General features: G+C 73.1%; 13 protein-coding genes, 1 pseudogene and 1 riboswitch. Of the genes and pseudogenes, 6 read left to right on the top strand and 8 right to left on the bottom strand.

Annotation, left to right across the window (positions count from 1 at the left end; translation table 11 throughout):
- Nucleotide 1 precedes the first annotated feature (1 nt).
- The 4 genes from QQK22_RS16390 to QQK22_RS16375 all read left to right on the top strand — a co-directional run bounded on the left by QQK22_RS16390 (nt 2) and on the right by QQK22_RS16375 (nt 4,005).
- Nucleotides 2-943 (top strand): carbohydrate ABC transporter permease, encoded by a 942-nt coding sequence (locus QQK22_RS16390; RefSeq protein ID WP_284252137.1) that lies wholly within the window; start codon nt 2-4, stop codon nt 941-943.
- Nucleotides 943-1,749, top strand: a complete 807-nt coding sequence (locus tag QQK22_RS16385) for a carbohydrate ABC transporter permease (RefSeq protein WP_284252135.1) — start codon at nt 943-945, stop codon at nt 1,747-1,749. Before QQK22_RS16390 ends, QQK22_RS16385 begins: the two co-directional genes overlap by 1 nt.
- 142 nt (nt 1,750-1,891) lie before the next feature.
- Entirely contained in the window at nt 1,892-2,026 is a 135-nt protein-coding gene (locus QQK22_RS16380) for a hypothetical protein (protein WP_284252133.1), read from the top strand.
- The gene (locus QQK22_RS16375) at nt 2,002-4,005 is read left to right on the top strand and encodes a beta-galactosidase (protein WP_284252131.1); all 2,004 of its coding nucleotides are present in this window, start codon (nt 2,002-2,004) and stop codon (nt 4,003-4,005) included. Before QQK22_RS16380 ends, QQK22_RS16375 begins: the two co-directional genes overlap by 25 nt.
- Nucleotides 4,006-4,035: 30 nt before the next feature.
- Here QQK22_RS16375 and QQK22_RS16370 read toward each other — a convergent pair whose 3' ends face one another.
- Complete coding sequence (locus QQK22_RS16370) at nt 4,036-4,968, bottom strand: hypothetical protein (RefSeq protein ID WP_284252129.1); 933 nt, start codon at nt 4,966-4,968, stop codon at nt 4,036-4,038.
- A gap of 52 nt (nt 4,969-5,020) precedes the next feature.
- Nucleotides 5,021-6,100: a VIT1/CCC1 transporter family protein gene (locus tag QQK22_RS16365; RefSeq protein ID WP_284252127.1), complete on the bottom strand. Its 1,080-nt coding sequence runs from the start codon at nt 6,098-6,100 to the stop codon at nt 5,021-5,023.
- 966 nt (nt 6,101-7,066) lie between these two features.
- On the opposite strand from QQK22_RS16365, the gene QQK22_RS16360 reads away from it, so the two are divergent.
- Together QQK22_RS16360 and QQK22_RS16355 are read left to right on the top strand one after the other, a co-directional pair.
- Nucleotides 7,067-10,861: an AAA domain-containing protein gene (locus QQK22_RS16360; protein ID WP_284252125.1), complete on the top strand. Its 3,795-nt coding sequence runs from the start codon at nt 7,067-7,069 to the stop codon at nt 10,859-10,861.
- A 270-nt stretch (nt 10,862-11,131) separates the two neighbouring features.
- A complete protein-coding gene (locus QQK22_RS16355) occupies nt 11,132-12,043 on the top strand; it encodes a type IV toxin-antitoxin system AbiEi family antitoxin (protein WP_284252123.1) in 912 nt (303 codons plus the stop codon).
- Between the two features lie 101 nt (nt 12,044-12,144).
- Here the strand turns inward: QQK22_RS16355 and QQK22_RS16350 are convergent, their stop codons facing one another.
- The 6 genes and pseudogenes from QQK22_RS16350 to QQK22_RS16325 form a co-directional block, all read right to left on the bottom strand.
- Nucleotides 12,145-13,089, bottom strand: a complete 945-nt coding sequence (locus tag QQK22_RS16350; protein ID WP_284252121.1) for a carbohydrate ABC transporter permease — start codon at nt 13,087-13,089, stop codon at nt 12,145-12,147.
- A complete protein-coding gene (locus QQK22_RS16345; RefSeq protein WP_284252119.1) occupies nt 13,086-14,075 on the bottom strand; it encodes a carbohydrate ABC transporter permease in 990 nt (329 codons plus the stop codon). Before QQK22_RS16345 ends, QQK22_RS16350 begins: the two co-directional genes overlap by 4 nt.
- A gap of 97 nt (nt 14,076-14,172) precedes the next feature.
- The gene (locus QQK22_RS16340; protein ID WP_284252117.1) at nt 14,173-15,567 is read right to left on the bottom strand and encodes an ABC transporter substrate-binding protein; all 1,395 of its coding nucleotides are present in this window, start codon (nt 15,565-15,567) and stop codon (nt 14,173-14,175) included.
- Between the two features lie 305 nt (nt 15,568-15,872).
- Nucleotides 15,873-18,233 (bottom strand): 5-methyltetrahydropteroyltriglutamate--homocysteine S-methyltransferase, encoded by a 2,361-nt coding sequence (metE, locus tag QQK22_RS16335; protein WP_284252115.1) that lies wholly within the window; start codon nt 18,231-18,233, stop codon nt 15,873-15,875.
- A gap of 177 nt (nt 18,234-18,410) precedes the next feature.
- A pseudogene (locus QQK22_RS16330) lies at nt 18,411-19,289 on the bottom strand (methylenetetrahydrofolate reductase); the annotation flags it as partial.
- A 117-nt stretch (nt 19,290-19,406) separates the two neighbouring features.
- Nucleotides 19,407-19,507: riboswitch (SAM riboswitch) on the bottom strand.
- Between the two features lie 150 nt (nt 19,508-19,657).
- Nucleotides 19,658-20,386, bottom strand: a complete 729-nt coding sequence (locus QQK22_RS16325; RefSeq protein ID WP_284252113.1) for a fasciclin domain-containing protein — start codon at nt 20,384-20,386, stop codon at nt 19,658-19,660.
- Between the last annotated feature and the right edge of the window lie 59 nt (nt 20,387-20,445).

Raw genomic sequence — 20,445 nt, 5'->3', positions numbered from 1 at the left:
CATGACCGTCACCACCGAGCACGCACCCCCCGCCCCGGTCTCGCCGGGCCGCACGCCCGCGCCCCGCCGTCGGGCCTCGAACGCCGGGGGCCGCGCGCCCTACGCGTTCATCGCGCCCTTCTACGTCCTGTACGCGTTCTTCATGATCGCGCCGATCGGCGCGGCGCTGTACCTGAGCCTGACGGAGTGGGTCGGCCTCGGCAGCCCGCGGTTCGTGGGGCTCGTCAACTACGTCGACCTCGCGTCCGACACGAGCTTCCGGACGGCGTTCGCCAACACGGCGCTGTACGTCGCCGTCGCGCTGGTGATCGTCGTGCCCGGTGCGCTCCTCATCGCCCAGGCGCTCAACACCAAGGGGCTGCGACTGCGCGACCTCTTCCGCGTCACGTTCTTCATCCCGATGGTGCTCTCGCCCATCGTGATCGCGCTGGTGTTCGGGATGATGCTCGACACCGACTTCGGCGCCGTGAACTCGGTGCTGTTCGCGCTGTTCGGGACACCGCCCCTGGACTGGCTGGCTGATCCCACCCTCGCGCGGCTCGCGCTGAGCTTCGTGATCGTCTGGCGCTGGGTCGGCTACCTCACGATCTTCTTCCTCGCCGCGCTGCAGAACGTGCCCGCCGAGCTGTACGAGGCCGCCGAGCTCGACGGCGCAGGTCCCCTCCGCCGGTTCCAGACCGTCACGCTCCCGGCCATCCGCCCGGTGACCGCGTTCGTGTTCGTGACCTCCTTCATCGCGGCCGCGCAGCTCTTCGACGAGCCGTACCTGCTCACGCGGGGCGGTCCGGGCGAGGCGACGCTGAGCGTGTCGATGTTCGTCTACCGCGCCGCGTTCGAGCGGCAGCAGTTCGGGTACGCCGCCGCGGCCGGTGTCGTCCTGTTCGTCGTCGTCTTCGCCGTCAGCCGCGTCCTCAACCGCATCCTCGACATCGGGAGGGCCTGATGAGCACCACGTCCACCGCACCGGCCCCCGCGACCGTGGCCCCGGGAACGCCCGCGCGCCGTCGCCCCGCCCGCGCCGGTCGCACGCGTCCCGCCGCCCGGGCCCGCCGCGGCCTGCTCTACGCCACGCTGATCGCGCTGCTCGCGGTCTTCGTGTTCCCGCTCGGCTGGGCGCTGTCCGGTTCGTTCAAGGAGCGCGGTGACATCTTCTCGCTGACGCCGATCCCCGACCCCGCCACGACCGCCAGCTACGACTCCCTCCTCTCGACCCAGCCGTTCTGGAACTGGTTCGCGATGAGCGTCGGCACCGCGACCCTCGCGACCGTCGTATCGGTCTTCGTGTGCGCGCTGGCCGGCTACGGGTTCGCGAAGTTCCGCTTCCGCGGGCGGCAGGTGCTGTTCACCGTGATGTTCAGCTCGCTGTCCATCCCGTTCGCCGTCATCCTCGTGCCGCTGTTCATCCTCGTGGTGAAGTCGGGGCTCTCGACGCCCTGGTTCGCGCTCGTGGTGCCGTGGGTGGCGCCCGCGTTCGGCATCTTCCTCATGCAGCAGTTCATCGTGCAGGGCGTGCCCGACGAGGTCATCGAGGCCGCGCGCATCGACGGCGCGACGGAGTTCGGCATCTTCTGGCGCATCGTGCTGCCGCTGCTGCGCCCGCCCTCGGCGCGCTGGGGGTGTGGGGCTTCCTGCAGACCTACAACAGCTTCCTGTGGCCGCTGGTCATCGTCTCCGACACGAACCAGTTCACGCTGCCGCTGGGCCTCAACGTGCTGTTCAGCGCGGAGAATCGGTCCTTCGACCTCGTGATGGCCGGGGCCGTGCTCGCCTCCGTCCCGACCATCCTCGTCTTCTTCCTGCTGCGCAAGCAGCTCCTCGACGGCCTGTCCGCGGGCGCCGTCAAGGGCTGAGCAGGCATCGCGAGACCACCCGGCAACCCCAGAAGGGAACCATGTCCCACCCCCTGCAGCACCTGTCCGAGGGCGTGCTCTTCGGCGCCGCCTACTACCACGAGTACCACCCGCGCGAGCGGGGCCCCGCATCGCGGAGGATCTCGACCTCATGGTGGCCGCCGGGTTCACCGTGATCCGCGTCGGTGAGTCCGTGTGGTCCACGTGGGAGCCCGAGCCCGGGCGCTTCGACCTCGAGTGGCTCGCGCCGGTGCTGGACGCGGCGCACGAGCGCGGCATCCGCGTCGTCCTCGGCACCCCGACCTACGCCGCCCCGATGTGGCTCGCGCGGCTCTACCCCGAGATCAACGTGCGCCGCAGCAACGGCGAGCAGATGGGCTGGGGCCACCGGCAGGAGATCGACTACAGCCACCCCGGCTTCCTCCTCCACGCCGAGCGGATCATCCGCGCGATCGCCGCGCGCTACGCCGACCACCCCGCCGTCGTCGGCTTCCAGGTCGACAACGAGCCGGGTAACGAGATCTTCCACAACCCGCAGGTCTTCCAGCGGTTCGTCGACCACCTGCGCCACCGCTACGGCACGGTCGAGGAGCTCAACGAGCAGTGGGGCCTGACCTACTGGTCCCACCGGCTCTCGACCTGGGCCGACCTGTGGACGCCCCACGGCAACGCCCAGCCGCAGTACGCGCTCGCGTGGCGGCGGTTCCAGGCGTCCCTGACGACCGACTTCATCGGCTGGCAGGCCGACGTCGTGCGCGAGTACGCGCGGGACGACCAGTTCGTCACGACGTGCATCGCCTACGAGCGCCCCGCCGTCGAGGACGAGGCGATGACGCGCCGGCTCGACGTCACCTCCGGTAACGCCTACTACCGGATGCAGGACCACCTGGCCCTGCCCGCGGCGACCGAGGGTTCGCAGGCCTGGATGACCGGGGGCACCTGGGCGCTCTTCCAGTCGGCCGACCGGATGTACGGCTCCAAGCAGGCGCCGTTCCTCGTGACCGAGACGAACGCGACGGCGATCGCGCACCAGTGGGTCCACGAGACGGCCTACGACGGCCAGTGGCGGCAGGCGGCCTGGGCGCTCGTCGCGCGCGGCGCCGCGATGATCGAGTACTGGCACTGGCACACGCTCCCCTACGGCGCCGAGACCTACTGGGGCGGGGTGCTCCCCCACTCCCTCGAACCCGGCCGCGTCTACGAGCAGATCGCGCAGCTGGGCGGTGAGCTCCGCACCGCCGGCACCGCCGTCACCGGCCTCGTGCCCGACGCGCCCGTCGGTCTGGTCTTCTCCGACCCCACCAAGTGGGCGCTCGCCGACTTCCCGCAGCTCGCGACGCCCGACGGCGAGGGCGACCCGCGCACGTTCCAGCGGATCGCGGACGCGTTCTACCGCGGCGCGTTCGACGCCGGGCTCGGCGTCCGGGTGCTGCACCCGGAGCAGCTCGTCGAGCGCGAGCCCGCCGACGTCGTCGCCTCCCAGCCGGTGCTCGTGGCCGCGGGACTCACGATCCTCGACGACGCCCAGCTCGACTGGCTGCGCCGCTACGCGCAGGCGGGCGGGCACCTCGTGCTCGGCATCCGCACCGGGTACGAGGACGAGGAGGCGCGCGCGCGTCCCGACCGCAAGCCCTCGCACCTGCACGAGGCGGCCGGCGTCTGGTACGACGAGTTCTCGAGCCTGACGCAGCCGCTCGAGGTCGTCGGGTCCGACGCGCTGCCGCTGGGCCCGGGGGCGCACGCGACGGCGTGGGTCGACGGCCTGCAGACCACGGGCGCGCAGGTGCTCGCGACCTACCGGCACCCGCACTTCGGGCGCTGGCCCGCCGTCACCACGCACACGAGCGGCGCGGGTCGCGTGACGTACGTGGGCACGGTGCCCGACGCCGAGCTCGGCCGCGCGGTGCTGGCGTGGGCCGCGCAGACCTCCGGGGTCGATGCGGGCTGGCGGCCGCAGGCGGAGACCCAGACCTCGCACGGCGCGCGCAACGCCGCCGGCGAGCAGCTGCGGTTCGTGCACAACTGGTCCTGGGACGCCTCGACGTTCACGCTGCCGGTCGAGGTCGTCGACCTGCTCGGGGGCGAGACGCTGGCCGCCGGATCGGTCCTCGAGCTCGGCGCGTGGGACGTCCGGGTGCTGCGAGAGGTGCGTTGAGCACGAAGGGCTGAGGCGCCGCGCGTCCGGTCACCCGCAGGGGACGATCCCCGCGGGGACCGGGCGCGCGGCGAGCGGGTCGAGGTCGGCGTCGTCGGCGTCGCGGTCGATCGCGAGGATCGCGGCGACCTCCTCCGGGTCGGTGATCGCCTCGCAGTCCGCCGACGGCGAGGGGTACCGCTCGAACGCCTCCGGCTCGACCTCGACGACGTCGGGCAGGTTGGCGACGACGACGTCCTGCATGGCCCGCATGAACGCCCGACCCTCGCGCTGCTCGCGGCGGAGGTCGTCGTCGAACCCGAGCGCGTACGCCGAGACGTTCACGGCTGCGTCCCCGCGGTAGTCGAGGCGGGTGCTGACCATGTCGGTCACCATCGGGCTCCCGAGGTCGCCGTTCGTGCGCTCGACGACGTCACGCAGGTCCGCCGCGAGGCGCGCCAGGTCGTCGAGCGCGCAGTCCGGCAGCCGCCCCACGAGCAGCAACGGCGACTCGGGGTGCGGCATCCACGCGAGCGCGGGGACGACGACGGTGCCCGCCGCCGGCTGCTCGCGCCTCGACGCGTGCCCGCCCGACGGCGGGACCGTCCCGACGGCGGTGACGGTCGTCGTCAGGCCGCCGGAGCGGTCGCCGTCGCGACCGACCGCCGCCTCGCCGTCGCCCCCCTGCATCCCAGCGACGCCGCGCGACCACTCGCCCGCGGTGCGGCCGACGACGGCGACGCGACCGTCGTCGTACACGACCGTGTCGGTGAGCCCGAGCGAGGACTCGACCAGGAGGACGTCCGCCTCCGCGAGACCCTCCAGCGTGACGTCGTCGGCCGCGACGGGGTCGCCGCAGACGGCGTCGGCGCCCGTTGGGGGCGCGACGTCCTGCCGGCACGCGGCGAGCGCCGTCGCGGTGAGCACGACGGCGAGCGCCGCCGGGAGGACGCGGGCGGGGATGCGCGGGCCTGGGTGCCTCATGGCTGGAGAGTGTGCCGGGCGGGCGAGATCTTGCGCCGCGCGGCGCCCTGGGTCACGCGACGTTCGCGCCGAACGCCAGCCCGAGCGCGTAGGTCGCCGCGGCCGCACCCCACCCGATGGCCAGCTGGCGCAGGGCGCGGCGCAGGGGCGGCCCGCCCGAGAGGATGCCGACGATCGCGCCGGTGACCAGGAGCGCGAGCCCCACGAGCGCGGCGGAGACGAGCACCGCCGTCGTGCCCGACAGGCCGAGGAGGTAGGGGAGCACGGGAATGATGGCGCCGCCGGAGAAGAGGCCGAAGCTCGCGAGCGCCGCGCCCCACGCGCTGCCGATCTCCTCGAACTCGCCGTGCGCGCGGCGCGGCTGGATCTGGTCGGGACGGTAGGAGCGGATGGAGCGCTGTGCGTGCTCGGCCGCCTCGTCCGGGCTCTCGCCGCGCGCGCGGTAGACCAGGGCGAGCTCGTTGGCCTCGATGTCGAGGTGCGGGAAGGCGGTGCGGGTCTGGGGATCCGGCGTCGAGGCCTCGAGCAGCTCGCGCTGGCTGCGCACCGAGACGTACTCCCCCGCCCCCATCGACAGGGCGCCGGCGAGGAGGCCGGCGATCCCGGTCGCGAGCACGACGCCGGTGCCCACGCCCGTCGCCCCGATCCCGAGCACGAGGGCCAGGTTGGAGACGAGGCCGTCGTTCATGCCGAAGACGGCGGCGCGGAACGAGCCCGAGAGCTGGGCGCGGCCTCGCGCGGCGAGGGAGCGGACGACCTCCTCGTGGATGCGCTCGTCGGCGACCATCTGCGGGGTGGCGTCGCGCTCGTCGGCGTAGACGGCGCGCGCCTCGGCCCGCTGCGCGAGGGCGAGGACGAAGACCGAGCCGAGCCGGCGCGCGAGGAAGCCGAGCCAGCGGGTGCGGAGGGCGCCCCTGCGGGGCTTGCCGACGTCGTCGCCCAGGAGGTCGAGCCAGTGCTGCTCGTGGCGGCGCTCGGCCTCGGCGAGCTCGAGGAGGATGGCGCGCTCCTCGCCGTCGCGACGGCTCGCGAGGTCGCGGTAGACGGCGGCCTCGGCGCGCTCGTCCGCGAGATAGGCGCGCCAGCGGCGGAGGTCTGCGGGGGTGGGCACGGGGCATCCTTTCCCGCGCACCGGTGGCCGTGCAACGTGTCGGGTGGCCGAATTCCGGGGCTCGGGCGGCCGGGCGGGAAGGGTCGGGCGGCCGGGCGGGGAGGGTCGGGCGGCCGGGCGGGGAGGGTCGGGCGGCCGGGCGGGTAGGGATGGGCGGCCGGGCGGGGACGGATGGGCGGCCGGGCGGGGACGGGACGCCCCACCCCTCGCTGACGACGGCGTCGACCTCGCTCACGACGGCGGTCCGCCCCTCGGACACCGAGCCGCCACCCCCTCGCTGTGAGCGGCTGGGTCTCGCTGACAGCGGCTGACGGTGGCGGTGTCCGCGCGAGACCCCCGGCTCAACGCTCTGACCTGCGCAAACGCCAGATTCCCGCCAGCGGGGGTCGCCACCAGCCGCTGTGGGCGAGGCCCCAGCCGCTCACAGCGAGGAGCTGAGCCGGCTCCTCGGTCGGTGTTCTAGGCGTGGACCGCCGTCGTAGGCGAGGGCGTTGCCGTCGTGGGCGAGGGCGTTGCCGTCACGAGCGAGCGCGTCGCCGCCCGGGCGAGGGGCGAAGCCGGTGAACCTCCTCGCCAGCGCCGCCGCACTCGGCGCCTGGCACCTGGCGCCCGGGACCCGGCGTCCGGCGTCCGGCGTCCGGCGTCCGGCGAGCGGCGTCCCGCACCCGGCGTCCGTGAGCGGCGGGCACCCCGTCACGAGGCGCCCGACGCCCGGTCGCCGGGGCGGATGTCGGTGCCTGCCCGTAGCCTCGTCAGCACCGAGATCCCTGGGGGTGCGATGTTCCTGCTGGACGGCGTGGTGGTCTACTCACCGACCGACATCACGCGCGCCTCCTGCCCGTTCCAGCTGCTCCGCCTGCTGGACGAGAAGACCGGTCGCTCCCCCGTCCTCGAGGTGCCGCCCGACCCGATGCTCGATCGCGCGGCTCGCATGGGTGACGCGCACGAGCTGCGCGTACTGACGGACTACCGCGCCGAGTTCGGTCCGTGGGAGCCCGCGGGCGCTCGGGGGTCGCCGAGATCACCGACGAGGGCGGCACGGGCCCCGAGGCCTTCCGCGCCGGACTGGTCCCCGCGCGCGAGGCGACGTCGGCCGCGATCGCCTCGGCCGCCGACGTCGTGTTCCAGGCGACCTTCTTCGACGGCCGGTTCTACGGCCGGGCCGACTTCCTGCTGAAGGAGCGCGGCGGCGACCCGGCGGACGGACCCGTCTACGCCGTCGTCGACACGAAGCTCACGAACAAGGTGCGCGCGACGGCGCTGCTCCAGATGGCGGCCTACGCCGACCAGCTCCTCGCCGCGGGGGTCGCGGTCGCGGACCGCGTGACCGTCCACCACGGCAACGGTGAGCGCAGCGACCAGCCGCTGGCCGACCTCCTGGCCGTGTACCGCGGCGAGCGACGGCTCGTCGAGGCGCTGCTGGACGCCCACCTGGCATCGGGCGCAGCCGCCGACTGGGAGGACTGGCGCGATCCGAGCGGCGTCCCCGCGCTGCTCGCCGCCCTCCCGCCCGATCTCGCCCCGGCCCGCCGCGCGTGCGGACGGTGCGACCACTGCGCGAACGAGGTCGCCCGGACGCGGGACGTGCAGCTCGTGCACGGGATCCGCGCCGTGCAGCGGACCCGGCTCTACGGCGAGGGGGTCCGCTCGCTGACCGACCTCGCCGCACTCGCGCACCCCGTGCCGCGGATGAACCCGGTCATCCAGGAGCGTCTGACGCGCCAGGCACGCCTGCAGGTGGGGCAGCTCGACCGGATCGACCGGGCGGAGGCGGCGGGCTTCGCCGTCGGGCCGGGGATGCTCCTGACGGAGCCCGACGGCGCCGCCCCGGCGGGCGACCGGGCCGAGGTGGCCGCGGCGATCGGTGACGTGGTGGCCGTCGAGGTCGTGGGTGCGGCGCTGCTGCGGTCGCTGCCGCCGCCGTCGACCGGCGACATCTACTTCGACTTCGAGGGTGACCCGATGTGGTCGACCTCGGGCGGGATGGAGGGCGGGCTCGAGTACCTCTTCGGCCTCGTGGAGGAGTCCGACGACGAGCCGTACGTCGCCTTCTGGGCGCACGACCGGGCGCAGGAGAAGGCCGCGCTCGTCGACTTCCTGGACTACGTGCGCCGGCGTCGGGCGAGGTACCCGGACATGCACATCTACCACTACGCGAACTACGAGCGGGCCGCGCTGGAGCGGCTGGCGGAGCGGCACGGCGCCGGCCTCGAGGCGGTCCTGACCCTGGTGCGCGAGGGCGTGCTCGTCGACCTGTTCCCGGTGGTGCGTGGTGGCGTCGCCGTCTCGCAGGCCAGCTACTCCATCAAGAAGCTCGAGCCGCTGTACATGGGCGGGGAGCTGCGCGACACGAGCGGCGTGACGACCGGCGGCGACTCCGTGGCGCAGTACGCGGCGGGGGTGGCGGCCGGCGCGGCGGGCGACGCGGCGACCTTCGACGCGGTGATGGCCGACATCGCCGACTACAACCGGTACGACTGCGTCTCCACCCGGCGGCTCGTGCAGTGGCTGCGATCGCTGGCGCACGGGCGGCACGCGGGTGGGGACGGGGTCGACGTCGAGGTCCTCCCTCCGATTGCTCCGGTTGCGCCGGTTGCGCCGGTTCTTGACGGCGGGGGCGACGGCGCCGCTCGCGACACCTTCGCCCCCACCCCGGTACAGCGTCTGGTCGGCCTGCTGCGCGACGTCGCCGGCCCGGCTCCGCGTGCCGACGCGGACACCGACGCCCTGGCCCTGCTCGCCGCCGCGCTCGACTACCACCGGCGCGAGGACGCCCCCGTCTGGCGCGCCCACTTCGAGCGGCTCACCCACCCGATCGACTGGTGGGCGGACACGCGCGACGTGCTGGTGGTCGACGACACCCCGGTCGGCTGCGAGGTGCTGGAGGACTGGTCCGGCGGGGGCCGCTCTCGCCGTCGGGTGCTCCGCCTCGAGGGCCTGCTGGGGGCGGGCAGCACGCCGGCCGGGATGCGCGACGGGTTCGCCGTCTACCCCCTGAGCGAGTCGGACGGGCTGCGCCGCGACCCCGGTGCTGCGTGGGCGACGACGTCGCTCACCATGCTCGACGTCGCCGTCTCCCGCGACGGGACGCGCGCCTCCTGGACGGTGCGGGAGAGCGCACCGGCGGACTTCGCCGAACTGGGTGCCGGCGCTGCGGGAGCCGTCCCGTCGGCCGTCGTGCCCGGTCCACCGATCCGGACGACCTCGATCCACCTCGCCCTCGTCGAGCTGGCCGCGCGCGTGATCGGCACCGACCTCGCGACCCTCGAGCGCCTCGGGGACGACGCACCGCCTCCGGTGCGCGCGGAGGTGCTGTACAGGCTCCGCGGGTTGCGACTACCCGCCCTCGAGATCCTCCGACGCACGCTCCCGCGTCTGCGGCAGCCCAACTCGGCGGACGGGCCGGACGGGCCCGACGGAGCAGCACCTGACGACGTGCACCGCTGCATCCACCTCGGTCCGCTCCCCGATCTCGACGACGGCTCGACCGGTGACCCCCTCCCGCCCGTGGTGGGTGGCGACCACGTCGCCGCGGTGACCGCCGCGACCGCCGCGCTGGAGCACTCGGTGCTCGGTGTCCAGGGCCCGCCGGGCACCGGCAAGACCTACGTCGGCGCACGCGTCATCGCACGTCTCGTGTCCGAGCTCGGCTGGCGCGTCGGGGTGGTGGCGCAGTCCCACGCGGTCGTGGAGCACCTCCTCGACGAGATCGTCGGGGCGGGCCTGCCCGGCTCGCGGGTGGGCAAGACCCGGAGGGATGCACCCGCCGAGGGTGCCGAGCCGCCGCCGTGGACCGAGCTGCGCAAGGACGACCACGCGGAATTCCTCGCCGAGCACGCCGCGGGCGGCTGCGTGATCGGTGGGACGGTCTGGGACATGACGAACCGCAAGCGGATCGGTGAGGGGCAGCTCGACCTGCTCGTCGTCGACGAGGCCGGCCAGTTCGCGCTCGCCAACACCGTCGCCGCCGCCACGGCCGCGCAGCGGGTGCTGCTGCTGGGCGATCCGCAGCAGCTCCCGCAGGTCACCCAGGGCTCGCACGACGAGCCCGTCGACACCTCGGCCCTGGCGTGGATCGCCGGCGGCGCGGCCACCGTGCCTGCCGAGCGCGGCTACTTCCTCGAGCGCACCTGGCGCATGCACCCGGCGCTGTGCGCGGCCGTGTCGGACCTCAGCTACGACGGTCGCCTGCAACCGAACGCCGAGGTCACGGGGCGGCGCCACCTCGAGGGCGTCGCTCCGGGCCTCCACCGAGTGCTCGAGCCCCACCGCGGGAACTCCTCGGCCAGCCCCGAGGAGGCCGCCGCCGTCGTGCGCCTCGTGCGATCGCTGCTCGGTCGGCCCTGGCGATCGGGAGACGCGGGCGCGGCGGCGACCTCGCCGCTCGCTACCAGCGAGATCCTCGTCGTCGCGGCGTACAACGCCCAGGTCAACCTCGTACGGGCGGAGCTCGACGCCGTCGGGCTCACCGAGGTGCGCGTCGGGACGGTGGACAAGTTCCAGGGGCAGGAGGCCGCCGTCGCGATCGTGACGCTGGCCGCCTCGTCCTCGCGCGACGCCCCGCGAGGCGCCGACTTCCTCATCAACCGCAACCGCCTCAACGTCGCGATCTCGCGCGCGCAGTGGGCGGCCTACGTCGTGCACGCCCCCGGGCTCGACGACGCGCTTCCCCACGGCGGCCAGGCCCTCGCGGACCTCGGCGCCTTCCGCCGCCTCACGGCCGCCGCCGCCTCCCCCACCCTCCGCGAGAGCTTTACCGACCCTCCCCGAGAGCTTTCCTGACCCTCCGCGAGAGCACTGGCGCCCCTCCCCGAGAGCTTTCCTGCCCTTCCCGAGAGCACCGGCGACCCACCACGAGAGGTTTCCCGACCCTCCCCGAGAGCACTGGCGACACAGACCAACCGAACCGGACACGCCGCCCCCTGTCAGCGCTCAGCCCATGATCGCTCCACACCGCGGCCCCGGACTGTCCCCAGGCCCCTCGCCCGCGCCGTTGTCCCTCGAGCACCTGTGCGCGCCCCCACGACCCTCCGGACCGCGCCACCCTCGAGCATGCCCCTCCTCAACGCAGGTCTACCGTTCCTCACGACGACGTCGCCCGACGTCGGCCTCTCCGAGCGCCAGCTGCGCGACGCCATCCACGGCGGCGCGCTGCGGCGGGTGTTCCGCGGGGTCGCCGTCGACGTCCGATCGCCCGACACCCGCGACCTCCGGCTCGCCGCCGCGTCCCTCGTGCTGCCGCGCGACGCCGTCGTCTCCGACCACTCGGCCGCGTGGCTCTACGGCGCCGACACCGCGCCGCCCGGCGACATGCGCGACCTCCGTCTCATGACCGTGGTGCCGCACGGCCACGTCCGGTCCGTGTCCTCACGCATGCGCACCCGACAGACGTGCCTGCCCGACGGCGACGTCCGGGTCGTGCGCGGCGTCGCGGTGACCTCTCCCCAGCGCACCGCCGCCGACCTGCTCCGCCTGTCGTGGCGGCCCTACGCCCTCGCGGCCGGGGACGCGCTGCTGCGCGCCGACGTCGTCGACCTCGCCACGCTCGGTGAGTACCTCGCCCCGCTGCGCCGGCTGCCAGGTCTGAAGCAGGCGAAGGAGCTCGCCCCGCTGCTCGACGGCCGCGCGAACCGGCACGGCGAGTCCTGGATGCGCATGCGGATCATCGACGCCGGCCTCCCGATCCCCGACCTCGACCACGTCATCCGGGAGTCCGACGCTAAGGAGTGGCACCTCGACTCGTATTTCGTCGCGTCGCGCCTCGCGTCGGAGTACGACGGACGCGCGAACCACAGCACCGCGGCCGACACGGAGCACGACGGCGGCCGGCGCGTCCACATCGGCTTCGTGCACTCCATCCGCTTCGTCATCGCCCACCGCGAGAACCTCTTCGGCGAGGACCCCGCCTACGAGCTCGAGCTCGGGGACGCTCTGGGGTGCGCCGTCCGGCCACGTACCTGGTGAGCGCGACGACGGCGGGTCCCGACGTCGTCGGAGACGTCAGGACCCGCCGTGACGGGCGTCGGCAATCCTCTCGGCGAGGGTCAGCAATCCTCTCGCGAAGGTCAGCCCTTGACCGAACCCGCCAGCAGGCCGCGGACGAAGAACCGCTGCAGCGCGATGAAGACCACGATCGGCACGATCATCGAGATGAACGCCCCCGCCGTCAGCAGGTGCCACTGGCCGCCGCGCGACCCCGCGAGCTCGGCGATCGCGACCGTGATCGGTCGGGACCCGGTGCTCGAGAAGGTCAGGCCGACCAGGAGGTCGTTCCACACCCACAGGAACTGGAAGATCGCGAACGACGCGATCGCCGGGACCAGCAGCGGCATGAGCACCTGGAGGAAGATCTTCACGTGCCCGGCGCCGTCGACCCGGGCGGCCTCCACGAGCGCCGGCGGGATGTCCTTCATGAAGTTGTGCAGGAGGAAGATCGCGAGCGGCAGGCCGAACATCGCGTGCGAGATCCACACCGCCCAGAACGACCCGTTGATCCCGAGGGACAGGTACGCCTTGATCAGCGGGACCAGCGCGACCTGCAGCGGCACCACCTGCATCGCGAACATCGCGACGAACAGGAAGTTCCGACCCTTGAAGTCGATCCACGCGAACGCGTACGCCGCCAGCAGGGCGATCGAGATCGGGATGACCACGGCCGGCAGAGTGATGACGAACGAGTTCACGAAGAACGACCCGAGCCCGCCCGACCCCGACAGCGCGTTCGTGTAGTTGTCGAGCGTGAAGTCACCGCCCAGGCCCGTCCACCAGCCGGAGCGCCGGATGTCGAGCTCGGGCCGGACCGAGGTGACCAGCAGCCCGAGCGAGGGCACGGTCCACAGGATCGCGATGATGATCGCGAGCGCGGACGCCCACGGGGAGCTCAGACGCTTGGTCGCGAGCTCGGCGCGGCCACCGATCCTGCCGCGTCCTCGGACGCGGCGCGGTCCGGGCTCCTGGACGGCGACGTCGTCGTCGACCAGCGCGGGGCCGACGGTCACGGGCTGGCTCATCGGATCTCCTCCGCCTTCTTCATCTGGCCGATGTTGTAGATCACGAGCGGGATCACCAGCACGAACAGGATGACCGCGAGCGCAGCCGCCAGCCCCTGGTTCGCCTGCCGGAACTGCTGCGTGTAGAACTCGTTCGCGATGACCGAGGTGCCGAACTGGCCGCCTGTCATCGTGCGGACGATGTCGAACACCTTCAGCGTGCCCATCGCGATCGTCGTGATCACCACGACGAGCGCCGGACGCACGCTCGGGATCGTGATGTGGCGGAACATGCCCACGCCCTTCACGCCGTCGAGACGCGCGGCCTCGACGACGTCGTCGGGGATCGCCTTGATTGCCGCCGACAACACGGTCATCGCGAAACCGGTCTGGATCCAGATCATCACCACGATGAGGAAGAGGTTGTTCCACGGCTGCGTGGACAGGAACTGCTGCGGCTCGAGCCCGACCCAGACGAGGAGCTGGTTCAGCAGTCCCGTCTGGCTGACGCCGGGCTGGTCCGGCTTGAACTCGTAGACGAACTTCCAGATGATCGACGCGCCGACCATCGAGATCGCCATCGGCAGGAAGATGAGCGCCTTGGCGAGCTTCTCGAACCGCGTGCGGTCGACGAGGACGGCGTAGATCAGGCCGATCGCCGTCGCCAGGATCGGCACGAGGATGACCCAGACCGCCGTGTTGCGCAGCACGATCTGGAACTGCCCCTCGGTGAAGGCCTGGGCGTAGTTGGCGAACCCGACCCAGTCGCGCCCGTTCGTGCTCTTGAACGAGTTGACGATCGTCAGGATGCCCGGGTAGACGAGCCCGACGGCGACGAGCGCGATCGCGGGGCCGGCGAACGCCGTCGCCACCACCCAGCGGGGCACGCGCCGCGGCCGGTCGACCGCGAACAGGATCACGGCCATGACGAGGACGAACAGGACGATGGCCACGACCATCACCAGGAACTTGCCCCCGGTCGAGCTGGGGTTGATCAACCAGTCCATGTGAAAACTCCCCTCCGGCGGGCACCATCGCCCGCGCCACCTGCTCGGAGCCCGACGAGGGGACCCGCCGATCGGCGGGCCCCCTCGTCGGATCGGATCAGCTCGTGGGCCAGGAGGCCTCGACCTGGTCGACCACCGTCTCGGTGTCTGCCCCGGTCAGCCACTCGACGATCGCGGTCCAGAAGGTGCCGGCACCGACGGAGCCGGGCATGAGGTCGGAACCGTCGAACCGGAACACGGAGTCGGGGTCCTGGAGGATCTCGGCGTTCAGCTGGTCGAACTCGGTGACGAGGTTCTCGGGGTCGAGGCCCTTGTTGGCGCTGACCCAGCCACCGGTGTCGGTCACCTTGGCCTTGGCGTTGGCCCACTCCGGCGAGGACAGGTAGGTCTGGAACGCCTGGACCTCGGGGCGGTCGGAGAACGCCGCGACGAACTCGCCACCGCCGAGGACGGGGCGGGTCTCGCCGTCGCCCGGGAGGTAGAACGCGTACACGTCGCCGTCGGGCGCGACGGTCGTGCCCTCGGGCCACTGCGTGGCGTAGAAGTTGGCGGCGCGGTGCAGGTAGCAGGTGCCGTCGAGGATGCCGAGACCGGCGTCGGTCCACGGCGTCGTGGCGATCGAGTCGACCCCGCCGAGCCCGGCGTTGACGTAGTCCGGGTTCTTCAGGATCTCGCCGGCGGCGTCCCACGCCTCGACGATCTGCGGGTCGTTGAAGGGGATCTCGTGCGTCACCCACTGGTCGTAGACGTCGGGGCCGGCGGTGCGCAGCACGACGTCCTCGATGAAGTCGGTGCCCGGCCACCCGGTCGCGTCACCGGACTCGACACCGGCGCACCAGGGCATCGCGCCGTCGTCGACGATCTGGTCGGACAGGGCGAGCAGGTCGTCCCACGTCTCGGGGATCTCGTAGCCGGCGCCCTCGAACACGGACGGCGAGTACCAGACGAACGACTTCACGTTGGCGCCCAGCGGCGCGGCGTAGAACGTGTCGTCGACCGAGCCGTAGCCCTTCCACGCGGGGTCGAAGTACTCGTCGACGTTCGCCGCGGTCTGCGCGGGTGCCTCGACGATGGCCTCGGGGTACTCCGTCACGATGGTGTTGAGCAGGCCCGGCTGCGGCAGGAAGGCGATGTCGGAGGTGTTGCCGGCCTGGATCCGCACCAGGAGCTGCGCCTCGAACTCGCGCGAGCCCTCGTAGTCGATGGTGACGCCGGTGCAGTCCTCGAACGGCTTGTAGGAGTTGATCTGCTGGTCCGACTCCGGCTCGACGATCGAGGTGTAGACCGAGACGGACGTTCCGTCGAGGTCGCCGAACTCCTCGTAGGGGGTGCAGTCGATCTCGCCGGCGGCGCTGGCGGTGTCGTCACCCCCGCCACCTCCGCCTCCGTCGCCGGATCCGCCGTCGCTGCACGCGGAGAGGACGAGGGCGAGGGCGGCGGTCGCGACGACCGCGGCGCTCCCGCGCCTACGAGAAAGGGGCGATGCAGTCATGAGTTCCTCCACAGCGTCGTGGTGCCATCCCGTGCGCTCCAGGCACGGGCGATCGCCTGAACGTCCGGGCGACGGAGTGATCCAACGCCCCCTCTGGACCCCCTGGCAACTGTCGAATCGTTTCGACCATCATCACAGTTTGGTCTCAGTGGGATCTCAGCCGCGCGGCAGCACCCGGCGCTCAGCGAGGGACGACGACGGCGGCCGGGGCCGTGGGCGACGTGCCACGGCCCCGGCGTCGGGAATCCTCTCGGCGAGGGTCAGCAAACCTCTCGGGGAGGGTCAGCAAAGCTCTCGCGAAAGTGTCAGGCGAGGCCGGCGCGCACCTCGCGGGCCGCCGCGACCAGGTGGCGCAGCGACGTCGTCGTCTCCTCGTAGCCCCGCGTCTTCAGACCGCAGTCCGGGTTCACCCACAGGGTGCGCTCGCCCACCGACCCCAGCGCCCCGCGCAGCAGCTCCGCCACCTCGGTCTGCGACGGCACGCGCGGGCTGTGGATGTCGTACACACCCGGGCCGATCCCCCGCTCGAACCCGGCCGCCGCCACCGCGGGCAGGATCTCCATGCGCGAGCGCGCCGCCTCGATCGAGGTGACGTCGGCGTCGAGCCCGTCGATCGCGTCGAACACCTCCTCGAACTCCGAGTAGCACAGGTGGGTGTGGATCTGCGTCTCGGCCGCCACGCCCGAGGTCGCGAGCCGGAACGACGCGACCGACCAGTCGAGGTAGGCGGCGTGGTCCGCGCGGCGCAGCGGCAGCAGCTCGCGCAGCGCCGGCTCGTCGACCTGGATGATCCCGATGCCCGCCGCCTCGAGGTCCGCGATCTCGTCGCGCAGCGCCAGCGCGACCTGGTTGGCCGTCTCACCCAGCCCCTGGTCGTCGCGCACGAACGACCACGCCAGGATCGTGACCGGCCCCGTCAGCATCCCCTTCACGGGAGCCGTCGTCAGCGAGGACGCGTACGTCGCCCACGGCACGGTGATCGGCGCGGGCCGCGAGACGTCGCCCCACAGGATCGAGGGCCGCGCGCACCGGGAGCCGTAGCTCTGCACCCAGCCGTGCTGCGTCACCGCGAACCCGTCGAGGTTCTCGGCGAAGTACTGCACCATGTCGTTGCGCTCGGGCTCGCCGTGGACCAGCACGTCCAGGCCGAGCTCCTCCTGCAGCGCGATCACGCGCGCCACCTCCTCGCGCATGGCCGAGGTGTACTCACCGTCCGACAGCGTCCCGGCGCGCAGCGCCGCCCGTGCCCGGCGCAGCTCGCCCGTCTGCGGGAACGAGCCGATCGTCGTGGTCGGCAGCGCGGGGAGGTCGAGCACCGCCTCCTGCGCGGCCCGGCGCACGCCATACTCCTCGCGCGAGAACGACGACGGCGCGAGCGAGCCCGTCCGGTCCCGCACCTCCGCGCGGCGCACGCCGGGCGCCGCGGCGCGGTCGGCCGCGACCTCGCGCGAGCGGGCGAAGGCGGCGGTGGCCACCTCGGGCCCGGCCGCGAGCGCCAGCACCTCGCCCACCTTCTCGTCGGCGAACGCGAGCCACGAGGCCACCTGCGCCGGCAGCTCGGGGTTGCCGGCCTCGTCGGCCACGGTGTGCGGCACGTGGAACAGCGACGTCGACGTCGTCACGCCGGTGCTCGCCGCGCCGAGCGCCCGCAGCTCCTCCAGCCGCGCGGCGGCGCGGTCGAGGTCGGTCGCCCACACGTTGTGCCCGTCGACCACCCCGCCGAGCAGCGCGACCCGTGAGAAGTCGCGCGTCGCGCCGTCGGGCGCCGACGCCGCCGGCACCTCGCCCTTCACCAGGTCCAGCGCGATCGCCTCCACGCCGGCCGCGAGCAGCGGGTCGATCGCGTCGCCGAGCGCGCCGTAGCCCGCCGCGACGGCGATGGCGGGCCGACCGCCCGTCGCGACCTCCGCCGTCGTGAGCACGCCGTAGGCGCGGGCGACGGCGCCGCGCACCTGCGCCGGCGACGCGGCCCAGGTGTCGCTCGTCAGGGCGGGCTCGTCGAGCTGCACCCACGCGGCCCCGGCGGCCCGGAGGTCAGCGAGCAGCGCGACGTAGGCCTCGACCACCTCGTCCAGGCGGTCGAGCGGCGAGAAGCCCTCGGGCGCGCCGTCGGCCGCCTTGGCCAGAAGCAGCAGCGACACCGGCCCGACGACGACCGGACGACCCACGACGCCGAGCGCCGCCGCCTCGCGCACCTCGGCGACGCGACGCGACCCCGCGTAGCCGATCGCCGTGTCCGGCCCGATCTCGGGCACGAGGTAGTGGTAGTTGGAGTCCAGCCACTTGGTCATCTCGAGCGGCACCCGCTCGCCCTCGCCGCGCGCGAGCGTGAAGGAGCCGGTGAGGTCGATCGAACCGTCGGCGGCGCGCACGTCCGCGAACCGCTCGGGCACGATCCCGAGCGCGAGCGTCGCGTCGTGCACCTGGTCGTAGTAGGAGAAGTCCAGCGGGATCGCCGAGTCCTCCGCGCCGAGACCGAGCTCGCGCAGGCGCTCCAGCGTGCGACGGCGCAGCGCGGCCGCGCTCGTCTCGAGCTCCCCGAGCGTGGTGCGGCCGGCCCAGTGGCTCTCGACCGCCTTCTTGAGCTCGCGGCGCGGGCCGATGCGGGGGTAGCCGAGGATCGAGGCGGTCGGGTGGGCGGGGGCGTGCGTGGCGGAACTGGTCACGTGTGCTCCTTCGAGCGTCGGTGGGTGCGGTGAGCAGCGGCGTCGCGCGGGGCTCCGGCATGCGACGTCGTGCGGGGTGATCGGGTGGCTCTGGTGGTGCCGGGTGGTCACGCCGCGCGGGGCTCCGGCTGCGGCGCTTGGTTCCGGTGGTGCTGGTCGTGCTGGCTGGTGGGGGCGTCAGACGGTCTGGCGCAGGACGTCCTCGAGGAGGGCGGTCACGCCGTCGGACCTGTTGAACGTGTAGAGGTGCAGGCCGGGGGCGCCGGCGTGCAGCACCTCGCGGATGAGCGACGACGTCGCCTCGAGGCCCACGCGCGCCCGGTCCGGCTCCGGCGCGTCCTCGAGCCGCGCGAGCAGCTCGCGCGGGTGCGGGATCGCGTTGAGGTCGCACAGGCGGCGTATCCGTGAGGGGTCGGTCAGCGGCAGGATGCCGGGCACCAGCGGGATCGTGATGCCGGCCGCGACGGCGGCGCGCAGCAGCTCGCGGTACGCCGCAGCGTCGAAGAACAGCTGCGTGATGGCGAAATCGGCGCCCGCGTCCTGCTTGGCTCGCAGGGCGGCGAGCTCGTCGTCGCGCACGCGGAAACCCGCGCCCGGTTCGGGCATCCCCGGGTAGGCGGCGACGGCGATGCTCACCGCCGCGCGGCGGCTGCGGTGGTCCGCCAGGCGCGAGAGCGGGTCGAGCCCGCGGGTGCCGAACCGCTCGGCCTCGACCTCGCGGATGAGGGTGACGAGGTCGCAGGCGCGCGCGACCTCGTCTGGCCCGGGCGCCCAGTCGGTCTCCCCCGCGGGCGGGTCGCCGCGCAGCGCGAGGAAGTTGCGGACGCCGGCGTCGAGGAACTCGCCCACGACCTCGCGCAGCTGCGGGTCCGTGCGGCCCACGCACGTCAGGTGGGCGATGACCGGGACGCGCGTCTCGGCGATGATGCGCGCCACCAGCGCCTGCGACCTCTCCGCCGTCGAGCCCGAGGCGCCGTAGGTCACGGAGAAGTAGTCGGCGACGTGGTCGCTGAGGGTGGTCACGGTGTCCCACACCTGCGCCTCGCCCTTCGGCGTGCGCGGGGGTAGAGCTCGTAGCTGATCGTCGGTCGGGGCGGCCGGTACAGGTCGGAGGTGGTCATGCCACGCGCCTCCCGGGTACCGGACGCCGAGAGGGGTGTGCCCGCATCGGTGTCTCCATCGGTCCTGGCGTGAGCACCCTTCCCGCGGGAGGCTTCCGTTGGGGGTTGCTGCGGCGTCGACGAGCCAGGTCTCTCGGCCGCTCTGGATGGTGCTGCGACCCTAGCCCGACGGCGGGGCCCGAGTCCACGGGACGGGCGGGGCGTCCGCATCGTGGTCGGCTCGAGCCCGGGCCACTCCGAGGACAGCACAGCGCCCCGCCCCCCTGATCGGGGACGGGGCGCTGTGGGTCAGCGGGGTGAGGCTCAGGACATCATCGACGGCGGCATGAGCACCGTGTCGATGAGGTAGACCGTGGCGTTGGCGGTCTGGACGCCACCGCAGATGACGGAGGCCTGGCCGCCGACCATCAGGTCGTCGCCCGAACCCTCGATCGTGAGGTCCTCGCCCTCGACGGTCGTGTGGGTGCCGACGACCTGCTCGGGGTCGAGCTGGCCGGGGACCACGTGGTAGGTCAGGACCGTGGAGAGCGCGGTGGCGTCGCCACCGAGCGACTCGAGGGTCGCGGGGTCGATCTTCGCGAACGCGTCGTCGACCGGCGCGAAGACGGTGAACTCGTCGCTGTTCAGCGTGCTGACGAGGTCGACCTCGGGGTTGAGCTGGCCGGAGACCGCGGAGACCAGGGTGGTCAGCAGCGGGTTGTTCGACGCGGCCGTGGCGACCGGGTCCTGCGCCATGCCGGAGACGGAGCCGGCGCCGTCCGGCACGGCCTCCGCGTAGGCGGCGCAGCCGGGGCCGACGAGGTTGGCGGCCGGGTCCATGCTCGGGTCCATCGACTCGGACTCGGTCATGTCCTCGGACGGGCTGGCCGACGTCTCGGTCTCGGACGGGCTCATCGACTCCGAGGACGACGAGGTCTCGCTCGGCGACATCGGGGTCTCGGCCTCGTCGCCGCCGCCACCGCACGCCGACAGCGTGAGCGCGAGAGCGGCAGCGGCGGCCAGCGACGTGAAGGTCTTCTTGGTGGTGAACATCTGAGTGTCTCCTTCGATCGGGGTGCGGCCTGTCGGCCGGTCTCTCACGGATGGTTCGG

The sequence above is a fragment of the Litorihabitans aurantiacus genome, assembly GCF_030161595.1.
GTDB classification, from domain to species: Bacteria; Actinomycetota; Actinomycetes; order Actinomycetales; family Beutenbergiaceae; genus Litorihabitans; species Litorihabitans aurantiacus.
Note: the sequence above shows the minus strand (reverse complement) of the source record. Positions and strands in the feature narration are given on the sequence as shown.